This is a genomic window from Actinoplanes sp. CA-015351, assembly GCF_050955685.1.
GTDB lineage: Bacteria > Actinomycetota > Actinomycetes > Mycobacteriales > Micromonosporaceae > Actinoplanes.
This window is the reverse complement of sequence record NZ_CP192102.1, coordinates 2,166,520-2,187,268: the sequence shown is the minus strand read 5'-3', so window position 1 is coordinate 2,187,268 and position 20,749 is coordinate 2,166,520. Positions and strand designations below refer to the sequence as shown.

Below are 20,749 nucleotides of genomic sequence, written 5' to 3'. Positions count from 1 at the left end.
GGTCGGCCGTCTGATGGGGAGGTTCAGTGAAAGCTCGCTTGGGTGCCGTGCTGTTCGGCATCGGCGTTTTCGCGGTGGTTATCGCCGCGGGGCTTGCGTTCTATGTCGCGCCGACAGTAGCCCGGCTGCCGTACGACCTTAAATTGTGCACCAAAACCGTGACCGAGGACTGCCTGCGGCCGAGCGTTGCCGAGGCCACGAACGCGCAGTTCCTCTACACGAAGGGCGCTCCGACGCCCGAGGTCGCCATCAAGTCGGGGACGCTGCGGTCGACCACCGAGATCTCGCCGCTCGCGGACACGACCAACGACGTGTTCGGTGAGGGCGACTCGGTCGTCTGGCGTGGGCTCGGCACGACCGTCTGGGTCGAGCAGAGCGAAATGATCAGCCAGTACGAGGCTCTGATCGCTCTCGACCGCGACACCGCCTCGGCGGTGGAGTGGAACGGCCAGGCACTGAACGACACCGAGACCCCGGCGTCGGTCAGCTTCCAGGGCCAGCTCTACAAGTTCCCGTTCGGCACGGAGCAGAAGAACTACGAGTACTTCGACCGTGACCTGCGCAAGGCGCTCCCGATCGAGTACAAGGGCACCGAGGACATCCAGGGCCTCGAGGTCTACAAGTTCGAGCAGGTGATCCCGGAGACCGACCTCGGTTTCACCTCCGAGCGCGTGGCGTCCCTGATCGGCGCGTTCGCTCCTACCGCCACGGCGGGAACGGTGAACTACAGCAACACCCGCACCATCTGGGTGGAACCGACCACTGGTCAGTTCATCAAGGTGTCGGAGCAGCAGCGCAAGACCTTCGTCCCGAACGTGGGCACGCCGGTTCAGCTGCTCAACGGTGACTTCGTCTACACCGAGGACACCGTCACCAACAACGTGCAGTCGACCTCCGACACGAAGAGCCAGGTGCTGCTGATCAGCCGCTGGCTCCCGCTCGGCGTCGTCGTGCTCGGTGCCATCCTCCTGGTCCTCGGACTCTGGATGGTCACCACCGGCCGCCGTCAGGCTGCCGCCGCCAAGCACCGGCACGAAGAAATCAGCGAGGACTCGGACGGCAAGGTTTCCGCCTGACCCGAACGAATCACCGGCTTCATCGGCGAGTCCCGCACCCCTGGGGGTGCGGGACTCGCTCCGTATTCCTAGGGTGATCACATGGGCCCCACTCTGAGCGTCAGAAAGTCGCGCCACGCGCTGCGCACATCGGCGTTCATCTCGCTGCAACTGCTGATCGTGCTGCTGATGACCTGGGTGGTGCTCCGGCTGCTCGGCAGCGCCTGGTCGATCATCTGGCCGCTCGTCGTCGCGCTGCTGCTGACCACGCTGACCTGGCCGCCGGTCCGTTTCCTGCGCAAGCACGGCTGGCCACCCGCGCTGGCCGCCTCACTCGTCACGATCCTGTTCCTGGTCGTGGCGGTCGGCACCCTGATCGGCATCATCGTCCCGGTGGCCTCCGAGTCCGGCACCCTCGCCACCGGCGTCGCCGACGGCATCCAGACCGTCCGGGACTGGGCGGCCGGCCCGCCGCTCAACATCGGCGACGACCAGGTGAACTCGGCCCTCAACACCGCCATCGACCGGCTCCAGAACAGCATCGGCGACATCGCCACGGCCACCCTGACCGGCGTGAACACCATCGTTGACGGCCTGGTGACCACCATCCTGGCGCTGTTCCTGATGTTCTTCTTCCTCAAGGACGGCCCGCGTTTCCTGCCGTGGCTCTCCCAGCAGCTGCCCGGCCGTCTCTCCACCGACGTCCCGGAGATCACCAGCCGCAGCTGGAACACCCTGGGCTCGTTCGTACGCTCACAGGCCTTCGTCGGTCTGCTCGACGCCGTCTTCATCGGTGTCGGCCTCTGGATCGTCGGCGTGCCGCTGGTGCTGCCGCTCGCCGTGCTGACCTTCGTGTCGGCGTTCGTGCCGATCGTCGGCGCGCTCTTCGCCGGCTTCGTCGCGGTGCTGATCGCGCTCGTGTCGAACGGCTGGACCGACGCGCTGATCGTGCTCGCCATCATCGTGGCCGTGCAGCAGCTCGAAGGAAACGTCTTCCAGCCGATGGTGCAGAGCCGCGGGCTCGGGCTGCACGCCGCGGTGGTGCTACTCGCGGTGACGCTCGGCAGCAGTCTTTACGGGATCGTGGGTGCGCTTCTGGCGGTGCCGGTGGCGGCTATCGTCGCGGTGATCTGGACGTATACGCGGGAGCAGCTCAGCGATCAGCCGGTGGTCGTTCCTGACCCTCCCGCTGCTGAACCCGAGCCGCAGCCAGATCCCGCTTGATCCTTTTCGCTATGTGCTCGATCAGCCGGCGCATGTCGGCGCAGTACACAGTGGGGTTCCGGAAACCGTCGCCCGGCCGGTAGCGGTGGGCGTAATGCCCGCCGCCACACACCCGGTGCACCGGGCAGGCTCGGCAGCCGTCGGCGAGCGCTTCGACGCCGATCTGCCGGGCCGCCACACCGGGGTGCTCCAGGACGTCGTCGAAGGCGTCCGTGCGTACGTTGCGGCCCGTCGCGCAAGCACCCGGGTACGCCGTCTTCAGGGCGTCGACCTGCTCGATGTCGCCGTCGGACTCGACCACGGCCACGGCGACCGGGCTCAAGCCGACCTGCTCGGAGCCGCTGGAACCGCCCAGCAGCAGGCTCATGATGTCCTCGAAGAGCCGGATCCGGGTCGTCGGGGCCGGGTACCAGTGGTCGAAGACGGCGATCAGCCAGCGGGCGGCGTCGGTGATGGGTGGGCTCGCCCAGTTCGCGTGCGGCAGCAGCAGATCGATGGCGGGCGGGTCGTGCTTTCGCAGGGCCTCGTAGGTCTCGATCGGGTCGGTGGCCGGGTCGATCGTGCAGAGCAGGCCGGCGTAGAGGTCTCGCCGGTTCTTCAGCAGGTGCAGCGCCCTCTCGGTCGCCGCGAAACTGCCCCGGCCGTTCTTGAACACCCGGTTCCGGTCGTGGTCGGCCGGTGTTCCGTCGACGCTCACCCCGATCCGGATCTGTTCGGCGGCCAGCTCGTCGAGGGCCTGCTCGGTGAGCCCGACACCGTTGGTCTGCATGGTGACCGTTGCTTCGCAGCCGTCGGGCAGGGTTTTCTTCAGCTTCGCCACGTGGTGCCGGAGACTGGCCGCTCCGGCTAGCAGGGGTTCGCCACCGTGCAGGATCACGCGTACCCCGGAAAGAGCGTGAGTCGCGGCATGCTGCGCGATGCGCGCCGAGGTCGCGGCCCAGACGTCGTCGCTCATGATCCGCGGGCGGGTCTGCCAGCTGCGGTCGGGTGACTCGTAGACGTAGCAGTACGTGCAGGCGAGGTTGCAGCGCTGGTGGACCTTGAGCACGAACTCTCGGAACGGCTGGGGACGCCAGCCGCCGGCTTTCAGCCGGGTCAGGTCGAGGGAGGGGTACGGCCAGAGCATCAGGCAACGGTACGTGTGTGATGCTCGCGTTCCCGGCGGAGTGCCCGGCGGGGTGCCCGGCGGGGTGCCCGGCGGCGGAGCCGGCAGCGTGGTGGAGCAGTGGTTTGGTGGCCCGGCGGCGCGGTGGTTTGGTGGCGCGGTGGTTTGGTGGCGCGGTGGCCTGGCGCTTGGGTGACCACCTGGAAGCGTGTTGAGTTCGGGTTCGATCCGCACCCGAAATCGACACACAGGGTGGAAACCGTGGGTTCCGTGTCGACTTGAGGCGCGATCCGCACCCGAAATCGACACAGCCGCCAGCGCTCGGCCGCACCGAGTCGAATCCGGGCGCGGCACTCGCCCTAGCCAGGCGAGCGGGCCGAGCGAGCAGGCCGAGCGAGCAGGCCGAGCGAGCAGGCCGAGCCGGCAGGCCGAGCCGGCAGGCCGAGCCGGCAGGCCGAGCCGGCAGGCCGAGCCGGCAGGCCGAGCCGGCAGGCCGAGCGGGCAGGCCGAGCGGGCAGGCCGAGCGGGCAGGCCGAGCGGGCAGTTCGAGCCGGCTGAGGGGGAGACGCGGGCACACGCAACGGGCCGGCAGAGGTGATCAGGCTCCACGGAGTGCATGGGTGGGCTCCTGTCTTGGCCCTGGCGTGGATGACATCGCACAGTGCCGTTGCGTGCGACCTCATCTCCGCGGATGACCGGAAGCGTGCGACTTCGTCCACCCCGATCGATTCGTTACCCCGAACAGGAGCACACGGTGGGCCCTGGTCCCGGCAGTGCCTGGCTCCGGCAGTTCCTGGTCCCGGCAGTTCCTGGCCTCGGCGCGGGCCGCATCGTGCCTCCGTGGGGGGACTTCGCGGCCCAAGGAGCGCGGCGTGCGCTCACCGCCCCCGCTCCGGCGCGGGTTGGTCAGGATCGGTGACGCCCCTGGCTTGCCACAGAATTGAGGCTGGTGTGATTTTGGTTACTTAATAGGCTTATGGTGATATTGGGCAGCTTTTATGCTGATCCTGGGTAGCTGTGTGGAAAACACTGTCAGTGGCGCTGCTCGCCCTTTTCCCGGCTGTTCCGGCTTCGGCCTCGGAGGCCTCCGTTTCGCACGTGGTCCAGCCCGGGGAGACGCTGGCCGCTGTCGCCTCGCGGCACGGGGTGCGGGTCGCGGATCTGCGGGACTGGAACGGCCTGGGGTCGTACAGCAGGTTGCGGGCCGACGGGATGCTGCGGCTTGCCGCTCCGAGGGCGCCGATCCCGGAGTTCCGGACGCGTACCGAAGTGGTCTCCGAGAAGGAGGCCAACGGGAGCGTGGGCCGCAAGTGTCCGGTGCCGGTCGAGGAGCTGCGGCGGATCTGGGTGCGGTACATCGACTTCCAGGGGAAGGTGCACAACGGAAGCCTGATCATGCACGGTTCGCTGGTGGCGCAGACGCAGAGGTCGTTCGCGCAGCTGTATCGGTGGCGGTTCCCGATCATGGTGATGCAGCCGGCGTCGGTGAATATGCCCGGGTTGACGGATCGCTCTGTTCTGACCGGTGGGTACGAGTGCCGGTTCGTGGCGGGGACTACGAAGTGGTCGCAGCATTCTTATGGCCGCGCGGTTGACGTGAATCCTCGGCAGAACCCGATGATCCGGGGGGACTACCTGGATCCGCCGAATACGGAGAAGTGGCTGGCCCGGGAGAACTACTGGCCGGGGATGGTGCATGAGGGCGGCGCGGTGGAGGCGTTCACCGGGAACGGGTTCGCTTGGGGCGGGCGGTGGAAGTCGTTGAAGGACTACATGCACTTCAGCACGACGAACCTGTGATGACCTGAATGTCTAGACGGTCTTTTCCTCGCTGATTGATGCCGGGGTGCCGGTTGGCGTGGGTCTGGCAGTGACCTCTGTCGTTGCTCCCGCCCTGGCCGCATATCCGGGCGACAGGACCGCTGGCCCGAACCACCCCTGGACCGTTGCTGCCACCGCGGCACGCGCGGGTTTGGCCGGCATCATGTCGTGGCCCTTGGACCAGGCCAGCAGCATGCCTTCGGTCGTACTGATCTTGGTGGTCACCAAGGTGATCGCCTTGCCCCGCTCGTTCGGGACGGTCGCAGGGGAGAGCAGAAATGCACCGGCCACGTTGGCAAGAAGGCTGAACCACTCCTCGTCCAGCGATCGAGAGAAGACGTCCTGGGCCAGAAGCTCTACCTGACGCAGGTCCTCGAGTTCATCCTCGCCGGAGCCGGCCGCCAGGGCAGTCTGCCAGACCGAGCCGATCCGGACCGGTCAGGCGCTTATCACTCTGTTGCGGCCTGATTCCTTGGCTCGGTAGAGGGCGTGGTCGGCCCTGGCCAGCAGCTCGTCCAGGCTTGCGTCGCCTGGCTCCAATCTCGCCAGGCCCACGCTTATCGTCACCACGACCGGGCCGGCCTGGGTCATCACCGGTGAGGCGCCCACCACCTCGCGGACCCGCTCGGCGAGTTCGGCTGCCTGGCCTTCGTGGTCGGGCAGGACCACGGCGAACTCCTCGCCGCCGTAGCGGCCCAGGACGTCTGAGGTGCGGAGCTTCGAGCGGACCCGGGCGGCCACGGTGCGGATCACTTCGTCGCCTACGCCGTGGCCGTACGTGTCGTTGATGTTCTTGAATTTGTCGATGTCGAGCATTGCCGCTGCCAGTTGGCGCTCGTGCCGGGCCGCGGTGTTCACCAGGGCGCCGGCTATCGCGTAGAAGTGGCGTCGATTGTGCTGACCCGTGAGCTCGTCGGTGGTGGCCAGCTCCTGGACGCGGCTGAAGAGGCGGGCGTTCTCGTACGCGGTCATTCCCTGGGTCGCCAGGGCGGCGGCCACCTGGCGGCTGGTGTCGTCGAGGGTGGCGCCGCCCAGCAGGATCAGGCCGGCTGGGGATTCGCGGCCCTGCAACGGGACGGCCAGGGCCACCGGCGAGCCTCCGAGGAGTTGCTCGCGCAACTCCGCCACCAACGCTGGGTCAAGAAATGAAATATCCGAAATGTCGGAAATGTTCGATGGCAACCCGACCACGGCCTGCGACGATGCACCGAACACGTCCAGCACATCCCCACCCGGCCCGATCAAACACCCCGCCTCAGCGCCCAACTGATCATGCAGGATCACGAACAGCTGGCGCAGGACCCGGTCCGGCTCCAGGATCGTCGTCAGTTCCGCCAAGCTTGCCCGCAGCATCTCGGCCATCGCCTGCTGCTGACGCGCCGCCTCCACCGCCGAGTGCAGCTGTGCCGCCCGAGCCGTCTCCAACGACACCGCCACGTGACTCGTCACCGCCGTCAGAACAGCGACGTCGTCGTCCGTGAAGATTCCCCGGGCAAGGCGGCTGTCCAGATAGACGACGGCGATCAGCCGTCCCTTGAACTGCACCGGCGCGACCAGGATGCTGCGCAGCCCGTGCACCACGGCACTACGGGAGCCGAGCGCCGCGCCCTCCTCGGTCCCGGTCACCACCAGCGGCTCACCCGTTTCGGCGACCCGCCGCACCAGCGTCGCCCCATAGGCGATGTCGTCGGCGAGTTCGCCCGAGGCATCCCGGCCGGCATAGCGCACCGGCTCTCCGGAGTCGGAGTCCACCAGGAAGAACAGGGCGCGCTCCGCCCCCAGGATCCGCAGCATCTCGTCGAGCGCCACCTGGGCCAGCTGCCGCGGGTCGAGGATCGTCGCGGCGGCCGCGCCGATCTGTTGCAGGGCGTCGAGATGCCGGTTGCGGCCGCTGGGGCGGCGCTCCGCGACGGTACGCCGATGCGTCCCCGCCCCCTCCTCGACACCGAACTCGGTCCGGGTCTGCCGGCGCCGCTGTTCCCAGCCGTGGTGGGCGGCGATGGCGAGGGCGTACCGGGCCTGGCGTTCGGATTCGTTCGCCATGCCGAGGGCTCGCATGGCGCGCGCCCTGATCCGGAACACCTCGTACTGGATGAACGGGGCGTCCAGCCCGCGCAGCTTCAGCTCGGCCTCGTCGGCGACCTTGAGACAGCGCTGGTGCTCCCCCGCCACGTAGTGCAGCGACGCCCGCGTGGTCAGATGCACCGCGCGCAGCAGCGGGGTCCCGCCGACCTTGCCCAGGTCGGCGACGGCCTTGCGGGCGGTTTCCAATCGGGAGGAGCGCTCGGCGTCCGGGGCGTACCGGAACTGGATGAGCCGGGCGTGCGCCTGGTAGACGTAAACCCATTTGTGCTGCGGCATCAGCTCGGCGGCGCGCAGGCCGAGCGAGTGGAACTCGGTGAGCACCTCTTCCAGCTGGGCGCCGACCTCGCCCTGTTCGAGCAGGAAGCAGCAGGCGGCGGTGAGCATGTTGGCGCGCTGCACGGGTGTCCCGGCGCCGTCCGGGAACGCGGCGCGCAGCCGCTTCAGCGCGGCGCCCGCATCGCCGAAGCGGCTCTGACCGGAAGGGATCATCACGCTGAGCATCCCGAGGGACGTGCCGAGCGCCTGGTCCTGGTCGCCGAGGTGGCGCAGGGCGCGTTCGTACTCCTTCTCGCTCTCCGCTGTGTAGCCGCGCAGCAGCAGCCGCAGGCCGACCGTCGCGTAACCGGGGATCATCTGGGCGGGCGAGTACCAGCGGGAGTGCCGGGCGATCACCTTCTCCCAGGCGGTGCCGTCGTCGTAACCGCCGAAAAGCAGGGCGCAGCCGCGCAGCCACTCGACATAAGCGGTCAGGGCCGGGTCACCGAGCTCGTCGGCGACACGGGCCGCCTGGCGCAGGCAACGCTCACTCGTGCCGCGTAGGTGGATCACCGCGGTGACGTACCCGATCAGCGCGTAGACACGGACGTATTCCGGGCAGGGGCCCAGCCGGTTCACCGCGTACACCGCTCGCAGCGCGAGAGTGCCCGCCTCGCGCAACCTCAGACCGATGGCGGCGGCATAGCCGCCGGCGTCCAAAACCGCGGTCAGAGCAGCGGATGTTTCCCGGCGGCGGCCCCGTGCCGTGCCAAACCCCCATTTGGTACGCCGAACGACCCCACCACCGAACGCCACGAACAGTGCGGCGAGCAGAGCCAGAAGCCCCGCACCGGGCAAAGGCCGGCGCAGCTCGGCGAGGGCCGCCCGGGTCGCGTCAAGGGCACGCTCGTCGTCCCAGAGAGTGTGATGAAGTTCGATCCGGGTGGTCAGCAGCCGAGCCCGCCGCAGCCGATCGGTTTCGGTCGCGAGCGCCCGGTCCAGAGTCGCGGCCGCGTCGTCGTAACGGCCGGATCGCAGGTACGCCTGAGCGAGCGGGTGCAGCAGCTCGTAACCGGCGGACGCATCGCCGCCGACGGCCTCGCTGAGATAGTCGACGGCTTCGACAGGCGCCTGGTCGGCCAGGGCGCGCAGGCCGGCAGCCGCCACCCCGCGCAGCCGGTCGGCGGCGGGCGCCGCGTCACCGGCCCGGCGGTAGTGGCGGGCCACCGCGTACGCGTGACCCTCGTCCCGCATCCCGTCAGGCAGCCGGTCCAGCGCCCGGGCCAGCGCCGCGTGCCGGGCCCGCAGGCCGGCCGGGTCGAGCCGGTCGAGCAGCACGTCACGGAGCTGGGGGTGGACGAAGGCGTACCGGCCGCCGGGGCGGGGTTCCAGGACGTGCCTGTCGACGCCTGCGGTCAGTGCGGTCATCACCTGGTCGGCGTCGCCGAGGTCGAGCAACGGTTCTGGCCGGAAACGCACACCGGCGACGGCGGCCGTGGTGAGGCAGTCGAGGGCGCCGCCGGGCAGCCGGGTGAGCCGGTCGGCGAGCAGGTCACGCACGTCGGCGGCGGCCGGCAGCGCGTCGGCGCCGACGGTGTCCAGCCGCCAGTGACCCCAGAGCGGGCTGATCAGGCCGGCGTCGAGCAGCCGCAGCAGGTGGCCGACCACGGCGAGGGGTGTGCCGTCGGTCCGGGCCACGACGTGGCGAACCAGCTCGTCCGGCACCTGGGCGCCGGGCAGCCGGGACGCGACCATCTCGGCGACCGCGGGCTCGGGCAGCGGCGTACAGGTCACCTCGAGGCTGCCTGCGGTGTCCGGCAGCTCGGCGCCGTCCGGCGCGGTGAGCAGCAGCATCACCGGCAGCGTCGGCAGCTCTTCGGCGAGCTTGGCGAGCAGTGCCCGGGTGCCGGAGTCGAGGTCGTGCGCGTCGTCGACAGCGATCAGCAGCCCGCCGGAGCGGGTGGCGAGCTCACCGACGAAGGTGACCGCTGCGGCGAGAGCGTGCTCACCCTCGCCTTCGCCCTCCTCGCCCAGGAACCGGCCGAGCAGGCCGCGACCGGCGACCACCGAGGACTCCTCGGCGAGACGCTGCGTCTCCGGCAAGCGGCGGGCCTCGGCGAGCCAGCCCCCGACGGCTTCCCGGGCGGCCGCGAGCGGTGTCGCCTCGTCGGGCCGGCAGGTCGCGCGCATCACCGGCACACCGTCAGCGGCGGCCCAGGCGGCCACCTCGGCGGCCAGCCGGGTACGCCCCGACCCCGCACCGCCGCGAATCACGGTGACCCCGCCGGTGCCGCCCCGGGCCAGCTCCCAGCGCCGGCGCAGCCGCTCGGTCTCGGGTTCCCTGCCGATCAGCGGCCAGCCGGTGACGGCCGGGCGCTCGGCTGCCGTGCCGCCGGGGCAGCCACGCAGGTCGGCGAGGAGCGTGGCGGCGTCCGGGTACCTGTCGTCGGGGTCTTTCGCGAGCAGCCGGGCGACGACGGCGACCAGGGCCGGGTCGGCGCCGGGACGCATCGTGGCGAGGTCCGGCATCGGCGCGGTCAGGTGCAGGCGCAGCAGCTCGCCGACGTCGTCGGCCTCGAACGGGAGCCGCCCGGTCAGGCACTCGAAGAGCACGATGCCGAGCGAGTAGAGGTCGGAGCGGCCGTCGACCGGGCGTTTCAGCATGCCGGACTGCTCCGGCGCCGCGTACAGGAAGGTGCCGACCGCCTCGTCCTCATGGGCTTCCTGGCCCAGCTGAGCCAGGCCGAAGTCGATCAGCTTTGCCGGGCGGTCGCCGGAGACCATGATGTTGCCGGGTTTGATGTCGCGGTGCACCAGGCCGAGCCGGTGCGCGGCGGCCAGCCCGCGGGCCAGCTGAGCGGCGATCTCGACGACGCGTTCCTGGCTGAGCAGGCCGCCGGCGATCAGGTCGGCGAGCGTGCCGCCGGGGATCTGCTCCAGCACGAGTGCCGGCATGCCGTCGAGGTCACCGGCGGCGTGCACACGAACGACAGCCGGGTCGTCGATGCAGGCCAGCAGGGCCGCTTCCCGGTTGAAGACGGCCCGGATCCCCGGGTACGCGTCAGGCGTGGCGAGGGGACGCTTCACCGCATAAGACACGTCGCCTCGACGGGCGCGGTGCACCATCGTGAAAGCGCCCCGGCCGAGTTCCTCCCCGACGACCAGGTCGTTCAGGCCAATCTGCGTCACCTACACACTCACTCACATCCGGGGTTCGTTGTGATGATCGGCCGGAAACAGTCGGACCTGAATATTTCGCGGTTAGAGCGTGGCGGCCAGCTTGCGCAGCGCGTCGGCGGCTCCGGTGGTCAGCGGCTCGCCGTGGCCCGGCAGGATCGCTTTCACATCGAGGCCGGCCAGCTTTTTCACCGAGGCGGCCGCCTGGGTCATGTCCGCGGTGTACTGCGGGTTCGCCCCGGTCAGCTCGCCGGTGTTGTTCAGCGCGTCGCCGGTCACCAGGACACCTGTCGCCGGCTCGAAGACCGAGATGTGCCCGGGGGTGTGTCCCGGCGTTCCGATGATCTGGAGTCCGAAGATCTCGTCGCCGTCCTTGAGGCCTTGGAGCGGTTTGCTCGCGGTGATCTCCGCGACCTCACCGTCGCCGGTGTAGATCGTGCCGTTGATCGCCGCCGGCGCGACGCCGGCGAGACCACCCGCGTGGTCCTGGTGCCGGTGCGTGACGATGACGTGCTTCACGGCGTCCCAGCCGAAGCCGGCCGCCTTGAGGCCGGCTTCGATCTCGGGCGGGGCGCTGGAGGTGCCGGTGTCGACCACCGCGATCTCGTTGCCACGGATCAGCAGGTAGACCGACACGAACGAGAGATTGACCCGCTGCCAGTCACCGACCACCGCGTTCCCGGCGGGAGCGGCCGGCGACGCGGCAGATGATGCGGCCGGTGCCGGTGGAGCGGGATCAGAAGAACACCCGGTCAGCGTATTGAGGACGGCCACTCCGAACACACCGGAGCCGCCCGTGATGACGAACCTGCGGCTGAGCCTGAAGTCACCCATCTCCCATCAATACCCGCTCACCGCGCCGGGCGCCATGGAAGCAGGCAGAACTCGACCATCTTCAACTGCCGGGACGGCTCCGCCAGCTCGGAATCCGTGACGGCGTGCACCTGCTGGGCCACCGCGATCGTCAGCACCACACCGATCACCTCGTCGATCGGTGTCTCCGGCAGCAGGGTTCCGTCCTCGATCGCCTCCTGGAGGTGACGGCGCAGCATCTCCCGCCACTCGTCGACGACGTCGGCCTGCGTCTCCGCGATCCGCTTGTTCGCCGCGAGCCGCCCCCAGAACCCGACGACCACGTACGCCTCGTCGACGGTCTTCTTCTCCAGCGGCAGGATCTCGCGCAGCATCACGATGAACGCCTCAAGCCCGCGCAGCCCGGTGGTGACCTCCACGATCCGTTCCGTGGTCAGTTCGCTGATCCGCTGGTACGCCCCGGCCGCCACCGCGTCGAATCCGTCGAAGTAGTGCCAGAGCGCGCCGGTGCCGACACCCAGCTCCGCCGCGACGGCCCGGCTCGTGGCCGCGGGCAGGCCATCGCGGGTCACCACCGCCAGGTACGCCTCGACGATCTCGAGCCGCCGCTGGTCGTGGTCGACAATTTTGGGCACTTTCCACCTCCGTTACCGGATCCACAGGTTGGAGAAGTGTTACGCACCCGACAGTCGCCGGGACAGACGGGGGCGTCACCGACAGGCATGCTCTCGATACGGGGAGGAGAATCGATGGTTGTGCGTGTTCCGTCCGGCGAGGATCAGCGGCTCGCCGATCACGTCGTCCGGCTGGTCGGCGACCTGACGGCGGCGGTGGCCCGGCAACGGGATCCGCTCACGGTGGCCCACCGGCCCGCCCCCGACGGTACGCACGCCGTGGTTGTCCCCGCCCTGGACGACCTGCTCCACCGGGTACGCGAACTGTGGTGGCAACGCCTCGACCCGGCCGACCGCCTCGCCGTGCACGTGGCGGCCATGCACCGCGACTCCCGCCCCACCCCGCTCGGTGAGGTGATCACCGCCTGCCGCCTGGCGTCGGACTGCGGCCGGCCGGTGGCGGTCCCCGAGTTCACGTCGATGACCTGCGGCTCGGTGAAACCCGGTCCGCGCGGCACCTGGCGGGCCGAGGTCGGCACCCGCCCGTACGGCATCGGCCACATCGGCGAGTACGGCAGCATCCGGGCCGCGAACGCCGCCGTCTGGGACACCATCGAGACGAACCGCGAGCTGCTCCGGGAACGCCTGCGCACCACGTCGCCGCTGCTGGCCGGGGTTGCGTCGCGCGGCTGGGAGGAACCGGACGTCAGTGTCTGGGCCAGCGCCGAGCAGCGCGACTCCGACGATCCGGCGCTGGTCACGATGCATCAGATCGCGCACCGCACCCGGGTACGCCCCGCCGAGGCGGACGGCTGGCGAGCGGCGCACGCCGCCTTCCCGCCGCCCGAGCCGGGCACCTCGGTCTGGTATTGGCCGCTTGTCGAGCGCTGGCTCGCCGACAACGGCCATCTCCCCGACCCGATCCCCGACGACCGGCCGAGCCTCCCCCGCGACCAGACCTTCTAGCCCGGCAGCCAGCTCGTGTCCGGCGCCGGCCCGACACGCAGCTCGGTGACCATGCGCTTCATCTCGTCGGCGGCCAGGTCCTCGGCGGCCTGGCGCAGCGTCAGGATGCGGCCCTTGCCGAGTTCGACCCGGGTCTGCGCGGCCGACTCCCCGCAGGTGATCTGCTGCTTCTCCGTCGACGGCGGGCAGAACGGATCCGGGTGGCCGCCCTCGTAGACCCAGGCGGACCGGCCGCGCAGCGTGGTCCGCTCGCCGCCGTCCACACGCGGGTAATCCGGGCCCAGTTCCACTTCGAACAGCAGTCGATCGCCGTCCTTCAAGCGCAGCACCTCGGTCCACGAGTTCGCCGTGCCGTCGATGCTCACCTCGGGCTGGCCGCGGGAGAAACGCTCCGGGAACCACCCGAAGGCGAGCGAGATCTCGGCCATCGTGGAGCCGTCCTCGACGATCTTCGCGGCCACGTGCCTGGCGATCTCGGCCCGGTCGTCCGCGTCGACCACGGCGATGCCCAGCTTCAGGCCGTCGCCGACGTCGAGGGTCACCTGGGTCTGATCGTCGGGATTGCGCGCCAGCCAGGCCGTCCGGCCGCCGAGCGTGGTGCGTTTCCCGCTGGGCGACGGGTTCTTCCCAAAAGAGCTGAGGAAGAGGTGGATGAGCTCCAGGCTCTCTGAACCACCCCGCTGGAACGAGCGGGTCTGCGAGATCGAGCCGGCTATCCGGCTCACCTCGACAAAACCTTTCGGGAGCCAACTCGGCCGGTACTTCAGTCGTACCGTCGCACCGGGAATTAAGGGTGAGGGCGCGGCAGAAGAAGGTGGCGCGACCAGGGCCGGCGCGGGAGCGCTGGCGCGAGGCCGCGGCCAGACCGCCACGGTCGCGGCGCCCAGCACCGCTGTCGTCCCGGCAGCCGCGAGCAGGCCCCGGCGCTGGCGGCGCACCCGTGCCCGGGTGAGGATCGCCGGGCCCAGCGTCGCCGGATCGTGCGCCTGATCGGCGACGTCCGTGAACAGGCCGTGCAGCACGTCGTCGTTCATCGGTTCTCCCCCACGGTCGTCACGTTCATCCGGAGCCGGGCCAGGGCCTGCGACGCGTGCACCCGCACGGTCGACGGCCGCACACCGAGAATGTCGGCGATCTCGTCGACGCTGTGCCCCTCGAAGTAGCGCAGCGCGATCACCGCCCTCTGCCTGCGGGGCAGGGCGCTCACGTGGCGCATCAACGCGTCACGATCGGGCAGGCCGGCGTGCGGGTCGACCCCGGCGGCGGCGTTGTCCAGCTGCTCGTGGCTCATCGGCACGACCCGGGCCGAGCGGCGGCGGGCCGAGATGAACTCGTTGACGATCATGCGTTTGACGTACGCCTCGGGCTGGTCCATCCGGGTGATCCGCCGCCACCGGGTGGACGCCCGGACCAGCACCTCGCTGACGATGTCGTCGGCGTGGTGCGGGTCGAAGGTGAGCACGGTCGCGTATCTGAGCAGGGCGCCCAGCCGTGCCGCCACGAACTCCTCGAACGTCATGCGTCGTCCCCCTGGATCCGGTTGTCCTTTCAACGCGCGGATCGGGCGAAATGCTTAGTTCATTTCGTCGACAAACGAGTCGTGCGGCCCCACCGACTTTTCCGGAAATTTGTGCTCATGGTCGCCGATGTTGAGGTAGGCCCTCAGCCGGTTCACGCCATCGGTCGATGTCAGCACCGCTGTGGTGTTCGTCAGCTCGGTCACCTCGGTCCGGGCTCGCACCAGCCACGGATGCCGCCGGCGGATCCCGATCAACCGCTGGTGCAGCTCGAAAGCCGGCCGGCCCAGCTCGGATAGACTTGCCGGATTTTCCGGAAATATCGGCCGAATGTCGTCATCCCCGCCGGCCCGATCCTCTTTGATCCCGCGATACGCCTGCTCGTCGCCGTAATACACGCTCGGCACGCCACCCAGCGTAAACAGCACCACGAGCGCGTGTGCGAGATGCCGCTCGTCGGTCAGCTTGCTGGCGATCCGGGTCACGTCGTGATTGCCGACGAACGTCATCGGCGTACCCGCGGCCACCACGTCCTGATGCCGCTTGACGGCCCACGCCAGCTCGAACAGATTTCCGTCGTTGAGGCTGCTCCAGGTCGCTTTCCAGAGTTCGTACTGGGTGATCCCGTCGAGGGTGCTCTCCATCAGATAACCCGGATAGTCACCGTGGATCACCTCACCGACAAACCATGCGCCGGGATGCGCTGGGCGCACACGCGCCAGCACCTCACGCCAAAACCGCGGGGGTACGGAATAAGCCGCGTCCAGCCGCCACCCGGACGCCCCACGATCGAGCCAGTGGTTCATCACCCGGACCACGTGGTCGGCGACCTCGGGCTCGTCATGGTTCAGCTCGACGAGCGCGTCATGGCCCTCGAAGGCGGTGCCTTTCAACCAGTGCGCCGGTGCCGCGAAACCACGGCCCACGTGGTTGAACACGCCGTCGAGCAGGATGTGCACACCCTTGTCACGGGCGGCAGCGACGAGGGCGTCGAAGTCCTCCTCGGTGCCGAGGCGGCTGTCGATGCGGAAGTGGTCGACAGTGTCGTACCCATGCGACTCGGACGCGAAGATCGGGCCGAGCTGCAGCCCGTTGGCGCCGAGCTCGACGAGGTAGTCGAGCCAGTCGATCAGCTTCGTCAGCCTGCCGTCCCCGTGCAGGGCGCCGGTGAAGCCGAGCGGGTAGACATGCCACCAGATGGCGTGGTCGATCCAGGGGTTCACCTGCGCGAGCCTACGCAACCTCACGCCGCAGCGCCGGTTCCAGCTGCCGCCGGGATGTCACATCCAGCTTCCGGAACACCTTGCGCAGGTGATAGTCGACAGTGTTCGCGCTCAGGTAAAGCTGCGCCGCGATCTCACCGTTTGTTGCTCCGGCGGCCGCGAGCCGCGCGATCGCCAGCTCCTGCGCGGTCAGCCCGGCCGGCCGGTTCCGCACCACGGTGGCACCGGTGGCCTCCAGCTCCTGCGCGGCCCGGCTCGCGAACCCGGCCGCCTCCATCACCTCGAACATCTCCCGTGCGATGGTCAGCGCAGCCCGCGCGTCCCGCCTTCGGCGCTGCCGCCGCAGCCACTCACCGTGCAGCAGATGCGCGCGAGCCAGATCGGCACGCGCCGGCAAGCCGTCAAGCAGAGCGACCGCCTCACGGTAGAGCGGTTCCGCACGGTCCGCAGACGCCAGCACGGCTTGGGTACGCGCCAGCAACCCCCGCGCCCAGTCCGTGCCCGCCGCCCTCGCCAAGGGTGCGAAGACGGCGAACGCTCGCCCGGCCAGGACTCGATCCCCGCCGCGCACGGCCGCCTCGACCAGGTCCGGCAGCACCTGCGGGTGCAGTCCCAGCTCATCGGTGTCGAACACGTCCCGGGCCACCGTGCTGGCCTGCGCGTAATCGCCGCGGCCGAGCGCCAGCAGCACGATCCCCCGCCGGATCACCGACACGATCGAACCCGCCCCGAGCCGATGCGCCGCCGCGAGCTCCTCGGCGAAGTCCGCGCCGGTCGTGCCCCGCCAGGCGGCCAGCCCAGGATGCTGGTGGAGCCGGCGCAGCTCCGCGGTGCCGCCCAGCTCTCCTCGTACGATGTCCGCCTCGGCGAGCAGCTCGGTGGCGGCCCGGGTCTGGCCGAGCTCGGCCTCCACGGTCGCGAGGCAGTACAGCGCCACGACCAGCTGCCGCTGTTCCCCCGTTTCCCGGGCGGTGTCGATGGCTCGGCGCCAGAGCCGGCGTTTGAGGCCGGCGTCCCAGAGCAGGGTGCTGAGCACGCTGACACTCATGCCGGTGGCGAGCGGGGACGTCGCGGCCCGGCGGATCGCCGGAAGCGCCTGCTCATTGCCCTCGGCCACGAGCAGCTCGAACGCGGCCAGCAGCTCGTGGTTCCTGCTCTCCGGCATCGTGTTCTTGATGGCCTGCGCGATGTCCGCCGCCGTGCCGGCGGGTGCCAGGTGACCTGCGCGGACAAAATGATCCACGGCTTCGCTCAGGGCTTCGCGAGCCAGGAGCGGCGCCTTCTCCCCGAACGCGCGCGCGGCTCGCAGACACAGATCAGGCCCTTGTGCGTACGCGTTCTCGCTGCCGATCATCACGAGGGCGTTCGCGCGTACGATCAATGCCCTGCCATCGGCAATCGTCGCTGGAGTCGCCTCGCTGAGGGTGAGTTGGTTGTGGCGCGCGTCGTGGATCGCATTCGGGCGCGCGTCGTGGATCGCATTCGGGCTCGCGTCTGCGGCGAGCCGGAGGGCCTGCCGGGGCGCGCCCGCGGCCAGGGCCGTCTCCGCAGCGGTGAGCAGGTGTTTCTGGCGCTCGGCGGCGTTGCGGCTCATCTCGGCCGCGCGAATCAGGAACGTGACCCGCGCGGCATGCCCACCCCGGCGACCGGCCCGATCCGCGGTGCGGGCGAGTTCCGCGGCGATCTCGTCGTCCGGGCCCACGCTCGCGGCGGCCAGGTGCCAGGCGCGCAGATCGGCGTCGTCCGGCCGGGTGATGACAGCGGCCAGGGCGGCGTGGGCGGCACGGCGCTGAACCCCGGTAGCTCCATGGTAGACAGCCGCCCTCGCAGAGGGTTTGTGAAAGTCGCGTGCCGTTTCGGGTGGGCGCGGAGCAAGTCCGAGCCGCCGGGCGGCGGCCGTGATGTAGGGCAGATCGCCGCAGGGTTCGGCCGCGGCCAGCAGGAGCCAGGTCTGCGCGGATTCCGGGAGGGTTCGCGCCCGGGCAAGATGGGGTTCGGCCAGGCGGCCGCCGAGCGGTAGCGGATCCGGCAGCGAGTGTGCGCCGGTCAACTGGCCGGCGGTGAGCTCGCGGGAAAGTTCGAGGAGCGCGAGCGGGTTTCCGCTGGTGGCGGCCACCAGGCGAGCGGCGATCTGCCTGTCGATCGGTCCGTCCACGGCGGAACGCAGCAGTTCGAGACCGTCGTTCTCGGTCAGGCCGGCGATGTCGATCAGCGGCAGTCCGGCGACCGGACCCGGTTCGCCGCGTATCGCGAACACCAGCCCTACGCCGGCGGCTTCGCAGGCGGCCAGGGCTTCGAGCGATTCCCGGTCGGCCCGGTCGGCATCGTCGATGAGACAGAGCACCGGGGCGACCCGGGCCAGCAGCGCGGCAGTGGCCAGCCCGGTGGCCCTGGCCCCGGCCGGCGGCCCGTCGCTCAGACCGCAGGCGGCGTAGAGGGCGTCCTGATGATCGCGCCGAAGCCCGGCCATCACACCGTCCGAACCGGCCAGCAGCGGAATGAGCAGCCGATGCAATGCGGCAAACGGAAATCGCCGCTCCGCCTCGACCCCATCCACCCGCAAAACCCGTACCCCAGAAGCCGGGGCAGCGGTGCCCAGTTTCGGGGCAGCGGCGGTGCCCAGGTTCGGGGCAGCGGCGGTGCCCAGTTTCGGGGCAGCGGCGGTGCCCAGTTTCGAGGCGGCCTCGTCCAGCAGAGCGGTCTTGCCGGCGCCCGGACCGCCCCGCAACACCAACGCTGCGCCGAGACCCGAGCGCAGCCCTTCGGCCAACTCCCGAAGCGCGGCACTCTCCCCGGCTCTCCCCCAGAGCCTCATAACTACCGCAAGCTATCCGCGCCGACCCCAGCCGAGACGTGCTGTGAGTGCACCGTCCTCGGCTGAGAGTGCACGCTTCAAACCCACACCCAAATCGACCGTCGAATCCGGGTATGCCACCCCAGTCACGGCGACCAGACGAGACCCGGCGAGCGAGGAGGAGGAAACCGAGCCGCTTCGCTGAACGCCGCCAGCCACCCCACCCAGCGCCCCGCCCCGGCCTGCCCCGCGCTCTGCCCCGCCCCGTCCTGCCCTACCCCGCTTGCCCCGCCCTCGCCGTCTGCCCCGCCGTGCCGCCTGCCCCGCCGTGCCGCCTGCCCCGCTTGCCCCGCCCCCGCCGTCTGCCCCGCCCTCGCCGTCTGCCCCGCCGTGCCGCCTGCCCCGCCCCGCCGTGCCCCGCCCCGCCGTGCCGTGCCCCGCCGGGCCGCTTGCCCGCCCGCGCCGCTCGTTCTGGATCTTGTGGACTTCCCCGCAGACGTGCCCGCACAACTCCACAAGATCGAACACGCCCAGCCGATCTTGCGGAGTTACGCACAAACGGCTCGCCGAACTCCACAAGATCGACGAAGCACCACACTCACCACGCCGAAACCGTGAAGCTCCGCATCTCCACGTCGAAACTGTGAAGCACCGCGTCACCACGTCGGAACGGGGAAGCACCGCGTCACCACGTCGGAACGGGGAAGCACCACGTCACCACGTCGAAACAGGGAAGCACCACGTCACCACGTCGAAACAGGGAAGCACCGCGTTGGCCCAACCTTGGAAACCGGTGGGCATAGAACACCCACGAGTCTTCAAGATCTGGCACCGTCCACTTGTCGTGGCGGCAGAGCGACACCACAAAGCTCTCAAACCACCCGTAACCGGCACGCCACGGATAGCCGTCCCGCGAACTCGTGCACTCGTGGTCGATCGGCCGGCCGAACCGCACAAGATCTCCGAGCGGCACCTCGTACCGAGAAACCGCCACACCGCCACACCGCCACGGACCCGCGGACCCGCGGACCGCTCCACAATGGCGGAACCCGACCCCGAACCTGGTGTAAGCGCACCCCAAGCACCAAAATCGATCAAGAGACCTGGCTAGAGAACCGGGTCGCCGGGGGTTCGGGCTTCGGTTGAGGAGGCCCTCAGCTGGCTTGGGGTTGAGTTGTAGCGGGCTCGGAACCGCCGTGTGAAATGGGTCGGGTCTCGGAAACCCCAGGCTCTCGCGATCGCCGCGATCGGGCGGGTGCGGTTGGCCGGGGTGAGCAGGTCGTGGCGGGCGCCCTGCAGGCGCTCGGTGATGATCCACTGTTCGAGGCTCAGGCCCGCGTCGGCGCAGAGCTTGTAGAGGTGGCGCAGGGAAATGTTGTGGGTTGTGGCTATCCGGGCCGGGGTCAGGTCCGGGTCGGACAGGTTCTGGCGGACATAGGCCCGGATCTGGGTCAGCAGCGTCTCGGCCAGGACCGCCCGCGTCGCTGAAGAGTGCCGGTCGGTGCGGGCTGCTGAGGCGAGCAGGGCTCGGCACAGGTCGATGCTGGCCGCTGCCACCGTGGCCGCCGACTGGTCGCTGGTTATCCGGTCCGGGTTCTGGGACAGGGCGGTGATGTGGGTGGTCACCAGGCGGTACAGCGGGCTGGCCGGCAATCGGCCCAGCGCCGAGCGGATCACGTCGATGGGCAGGCCGAGGCGGTCGACCGGGATCTGCAGGCAGCCGGCGGCGCCGTCGCCGGACCAGGAGTAGTCGTAGGCCGCGGAGAGGTCGACGCCGAGGAGTTCACCCCGCGCACAGACAAAAGGCCCGGCACGACCCTGCTCCAGGAAACCTGTCGACCGCTGCTGGACCGACAGCGCGATCACCGGCATGGCGTCCTGGCGGGCCAGTTTCGCCGTCCGGAGCAGCCGGATCCCGGAGGATCGGTGCGTGAAGATGTTGGCGTCGCCGAGGTCCCACACGCCCATCCGCGCGTAGACCGGACGGGCCGGGTCCTCGTGGATCACGTGGCAGGGGGCGGAGGCGTACATCATCGCGGTGTGCACGGCTTCCACGCGGTCGCCGGCGGGCAGGCCCGCGGTGTCGAGAACGTACGCCAT

Annotated in this window: 14 protein-coding genes; 4 read left to right on the top strand and 10 right to left on the bottom strand. The window is 69.9% G+C overall.

All coding sequences use genetic code 11. The features are described 5' to 3' along the window. The first annotated feature begins 26 nt into the window (after positions 1-26). Positions 27-1,076 carry a DUF3068 domain-containing protein gene (locus tag ACQP2E_RS09880; protein WP_433830075.1) on the top strand — a complete coding sequence of 350 codons (1,050 nt, stop codon included), beginning with the start codon at positions 27-29 and terminating at the stop codon, positions 1,074-1,076. An 81-nt stretch (positions 1,077-1,157) separates the two neighbouring features. Continuing rightward, positions 1,158-2,279, top strand: a complete 1,122-nt coding sequence (locus ACQP2E_RS09875) for an AI-2E family transporter (RefSeq protein WP_433830073.1) — start codon at positions 1,158-1,160, stop codon at positions 2,277-2,279. Here the strand turns inward: ACQP2E_RS09875 and ACQP2E_RS09870 are convergent. After that, the gene (locus tag ACQP2E_RS09870; RefSeq protein WP_433830071.1) at positions 2,209-3,405 is read right to left on the bottom strand and encodes an FxsB family cyclophane-forming radical SAM/SPASM peptide maturase; all 1,197 of its coding nucleotides are present in this window, start codon (positions 3,403-3,405) and stop codon (positions 2,209-2,211) included. The genes ACQP2E_RS09875 and ACQP2E_RS09870 overlap by 71 nt on opposite strands. A 996-nt stretch (positions 3,406-4,401) precedes the next feature. Here ACQP2E_RS09870 and ACQP2E_RS09865 point away from each other — a divergent pair. Beyond that, entirely contained in the window at positions 4,402-5,184 is a 783-nt protein-coding gene (locus ACQP2E_RS09865) for a M15 family metallopeptidase (protein WP_433830069.1), read from the top strand. Between the two features lie 12 nt (positions 5,185-5,196). Here the strand turns inward: ACQP2E_RS09865 and ACQP2E_RS09860 are convergent, their stop codons facing one another. The 4 genes from ACQP2E_RS09860 to ACQP2E_RS09845 all read right to left on the bottom strand — a co-directional run bounded on the left by ACQP2E_RS09860 (position 5,197) and on the right by ACQP2E_RS09845 (position 12,170). Next, on the bottom strand, positions 5,197-5,496 hold the full coding sequence (locus ACQP2E_RS09860) for a hypothetical protein (protein WP_433830067.1): 300 nt from the start codon (positions 5,494-5,496) through the stop codon (positions 5,197-5,199). Positions 5,497-5,643: 147 nt separating this feature from the next. After that, a complete protein-coding gene (locus ACQP2E_RS09855; RefSeq protein WP_433830064.1) occupies positions 5,644-10,734 on the bottom strand; it encodes a diguanylate cyclase in 5,091 nt (1,696 codons plus the stop codon). Between the two features lie 72 nt (positions 10,735-10,806). After that, entirely contained in the window at positions 10,807-11,556 is a 750-nt protein-coding gene (locus tag ACQP2E_RS09850) for an MBL fold metallo-hydrolase (RefSeq protein WP_433830062.1), read from the bottom strand. A gap of 17 nt (positions 11,557-11,573) precedes the next feature. Beyond that, a complete protein-coding gene (locus tag ACQP2E_RS09845; RefSeq protein WP_433830058.1) occupies positions 11,574-12,170 on the bottom strand; it encodes a TetR/AcrR family transcriptional regulator in 597 nt (198 codons plus the stop codon). A gap of 114 nt (positions 12,171-12,284) precedes the next feature. On the opposite strand from ACQP2E_RS09845, the gene ACQP2E_RS09840 reads away from it, so the two are divergent. Beyond that, the gene (locus tag ACQP2E_RS09840; RefSeq protein ID WP_433830056.1) at positions 12,285-13,115 is read left to right on the top strand and encodes a hypothetical protein; all 831 of its coding nucleotides are present in this window, start codon (positions 12,285-12,287) and stop codon (positions 13,113-13,115) included. Here the strand turns inward: ACQP2E_RS09840 and ACQP2E_RS09835 are convergent. The 5 genes from ACQP2E_RS09835 to ACQP2E_RS09815 all read right to left on the bottom strand — a co-directional run bounded on the left by ACQP2E_RS09835 (position 13,112) and on the right by ACQP2E_RS09815 (position 20,749). Continuing rightward, entirely contained in the window at positions 13,112-14,149 is a 1,038-nt protein-coding gene (locus ACQP2E_RS09835) for a hypothetical protein (RefSeq protein WP_433830054.1), read from the bottom strand. The genes ACQP2E_RS09840 and ACQP2E_RS09835 overlap by 4 nt on opposite strands. Beyond that, a complete protein-coding gene (locus ACQP2E_RS09830) occupies positions 14,146-14,634 on the bottom strand; it encodes a SigE family RNA polymerase sigma factor (RefSeq protein ID WP_433830052.1) in 489 nt (162 codons plus the stop codon). The genes ACQP2E_RS09835 and ACQP2E_RS09830 overlap by 4 nt, the downstream gene beginning before the upstream one ends. A gap of 54 nt (positions 14,635-14,688) precedes the next feature. After that, positions 14,689-15,855, bottom strand: a complete 1,167-nt coding sequence (locus ACQP2E_RS09825; protein ID WP_433830050.1) for an alpha-amylase family protein — start codon at positions 15,853-15,855, stop codon at positions 14,689-14,691. Positions 15,856-15,865: 10 nt separating this feature from the next. Beyond that, positions 15,866-18,670, bottom strand: a complete 2,805-nt coding sequence (locus ACQP2E_RS09820) for a LuxR C-terminal-related transcriptional regulator (protein ID WP_433830048.1) — start codon at positions 18,668-18,670, stop codon at positions 15,866-15,868. A gap of 1,086 nt (positions 18,671-19,756) precedes the next feature. Further along, positions 19,757-20,749 carry a helix-turn-helix domain-containing protein gene (locus tag ACQP2E_RS09815; protein ID WP_433830046.1) on the bottom strand — a complete coding sequence of 331 codons (993 nt, stop codon included), beginning with the start codon at positions 20,747-20,749 and terminating at the stop codon, positions 19,757-19,759.

What these genes read in the sequence shown, in the direction of transcription:
- ACQP2E_RS09840 (WP_433830056.1), top strand. Translation starts at nt 12,285, where the DNA reads ATGGTTGTGCGTGTTCCGTCCGGCGAGGATCAGCGGCTCGCCGATCAC.
- ACQP2E_RS09830 (WP_433830052.1), bottom strand. Translation starts at nt 14,634, where the DNA reads ATGACGTTCGAGGAGTTCGTGGCGGCACGGCTGGGCGCCCTGCTCAGA.
- ACQP2E_RS09850 (WP_433830062.1), bottom strand. Translation starts at nt 11,556, where the DNA reads ATGGGTGACTTCAGGCTCAGCCGCAGGTTCGTCATCACGGGCGGCTCC.
- ACQP2E_RS09835 (WP_433830054.1), bottom strand. Translation starts at nt 14,149, where the DNA reads ATGAACGACGACGTGCTGCACGGCCTGTTCACGGACGTCGCCGATCAG.
- ACQP2E_RS09820 (WP_433830048.1), bottom strand. Translation starts at nt 18,670, where the DNA reads ATGAGGCTCTGGGGGAGAGCCGGGGAGAGTGCCGCGCTTCGGGAGTTG.
- ACQP2E_RS09870 (WP_433830071.1), bottom strand. Translation starts at nt 3,405, where the DNA reads ATGCTCTGGCCGTACCCCTCCCTCGACCTGACCCGGCTGAAAGCCGGC.
- ACQP2E_RS09875 (WP_433830073.1), top strand. Translation starts at nt 1,158, where the DNA reads ATGGGCCCCACTCTGAGCGTCAGAAAGTCGCGCCACGCGCTGCGCACA.
- ACQP2E_RS09815 (WP_433830046.1), bottom strand. Translation starts at nt 20,749, where the DNA reads ATGGCGTACGTTCTCGACACCGCGGGCCTGCCCGCCGGCGACCGCGTG.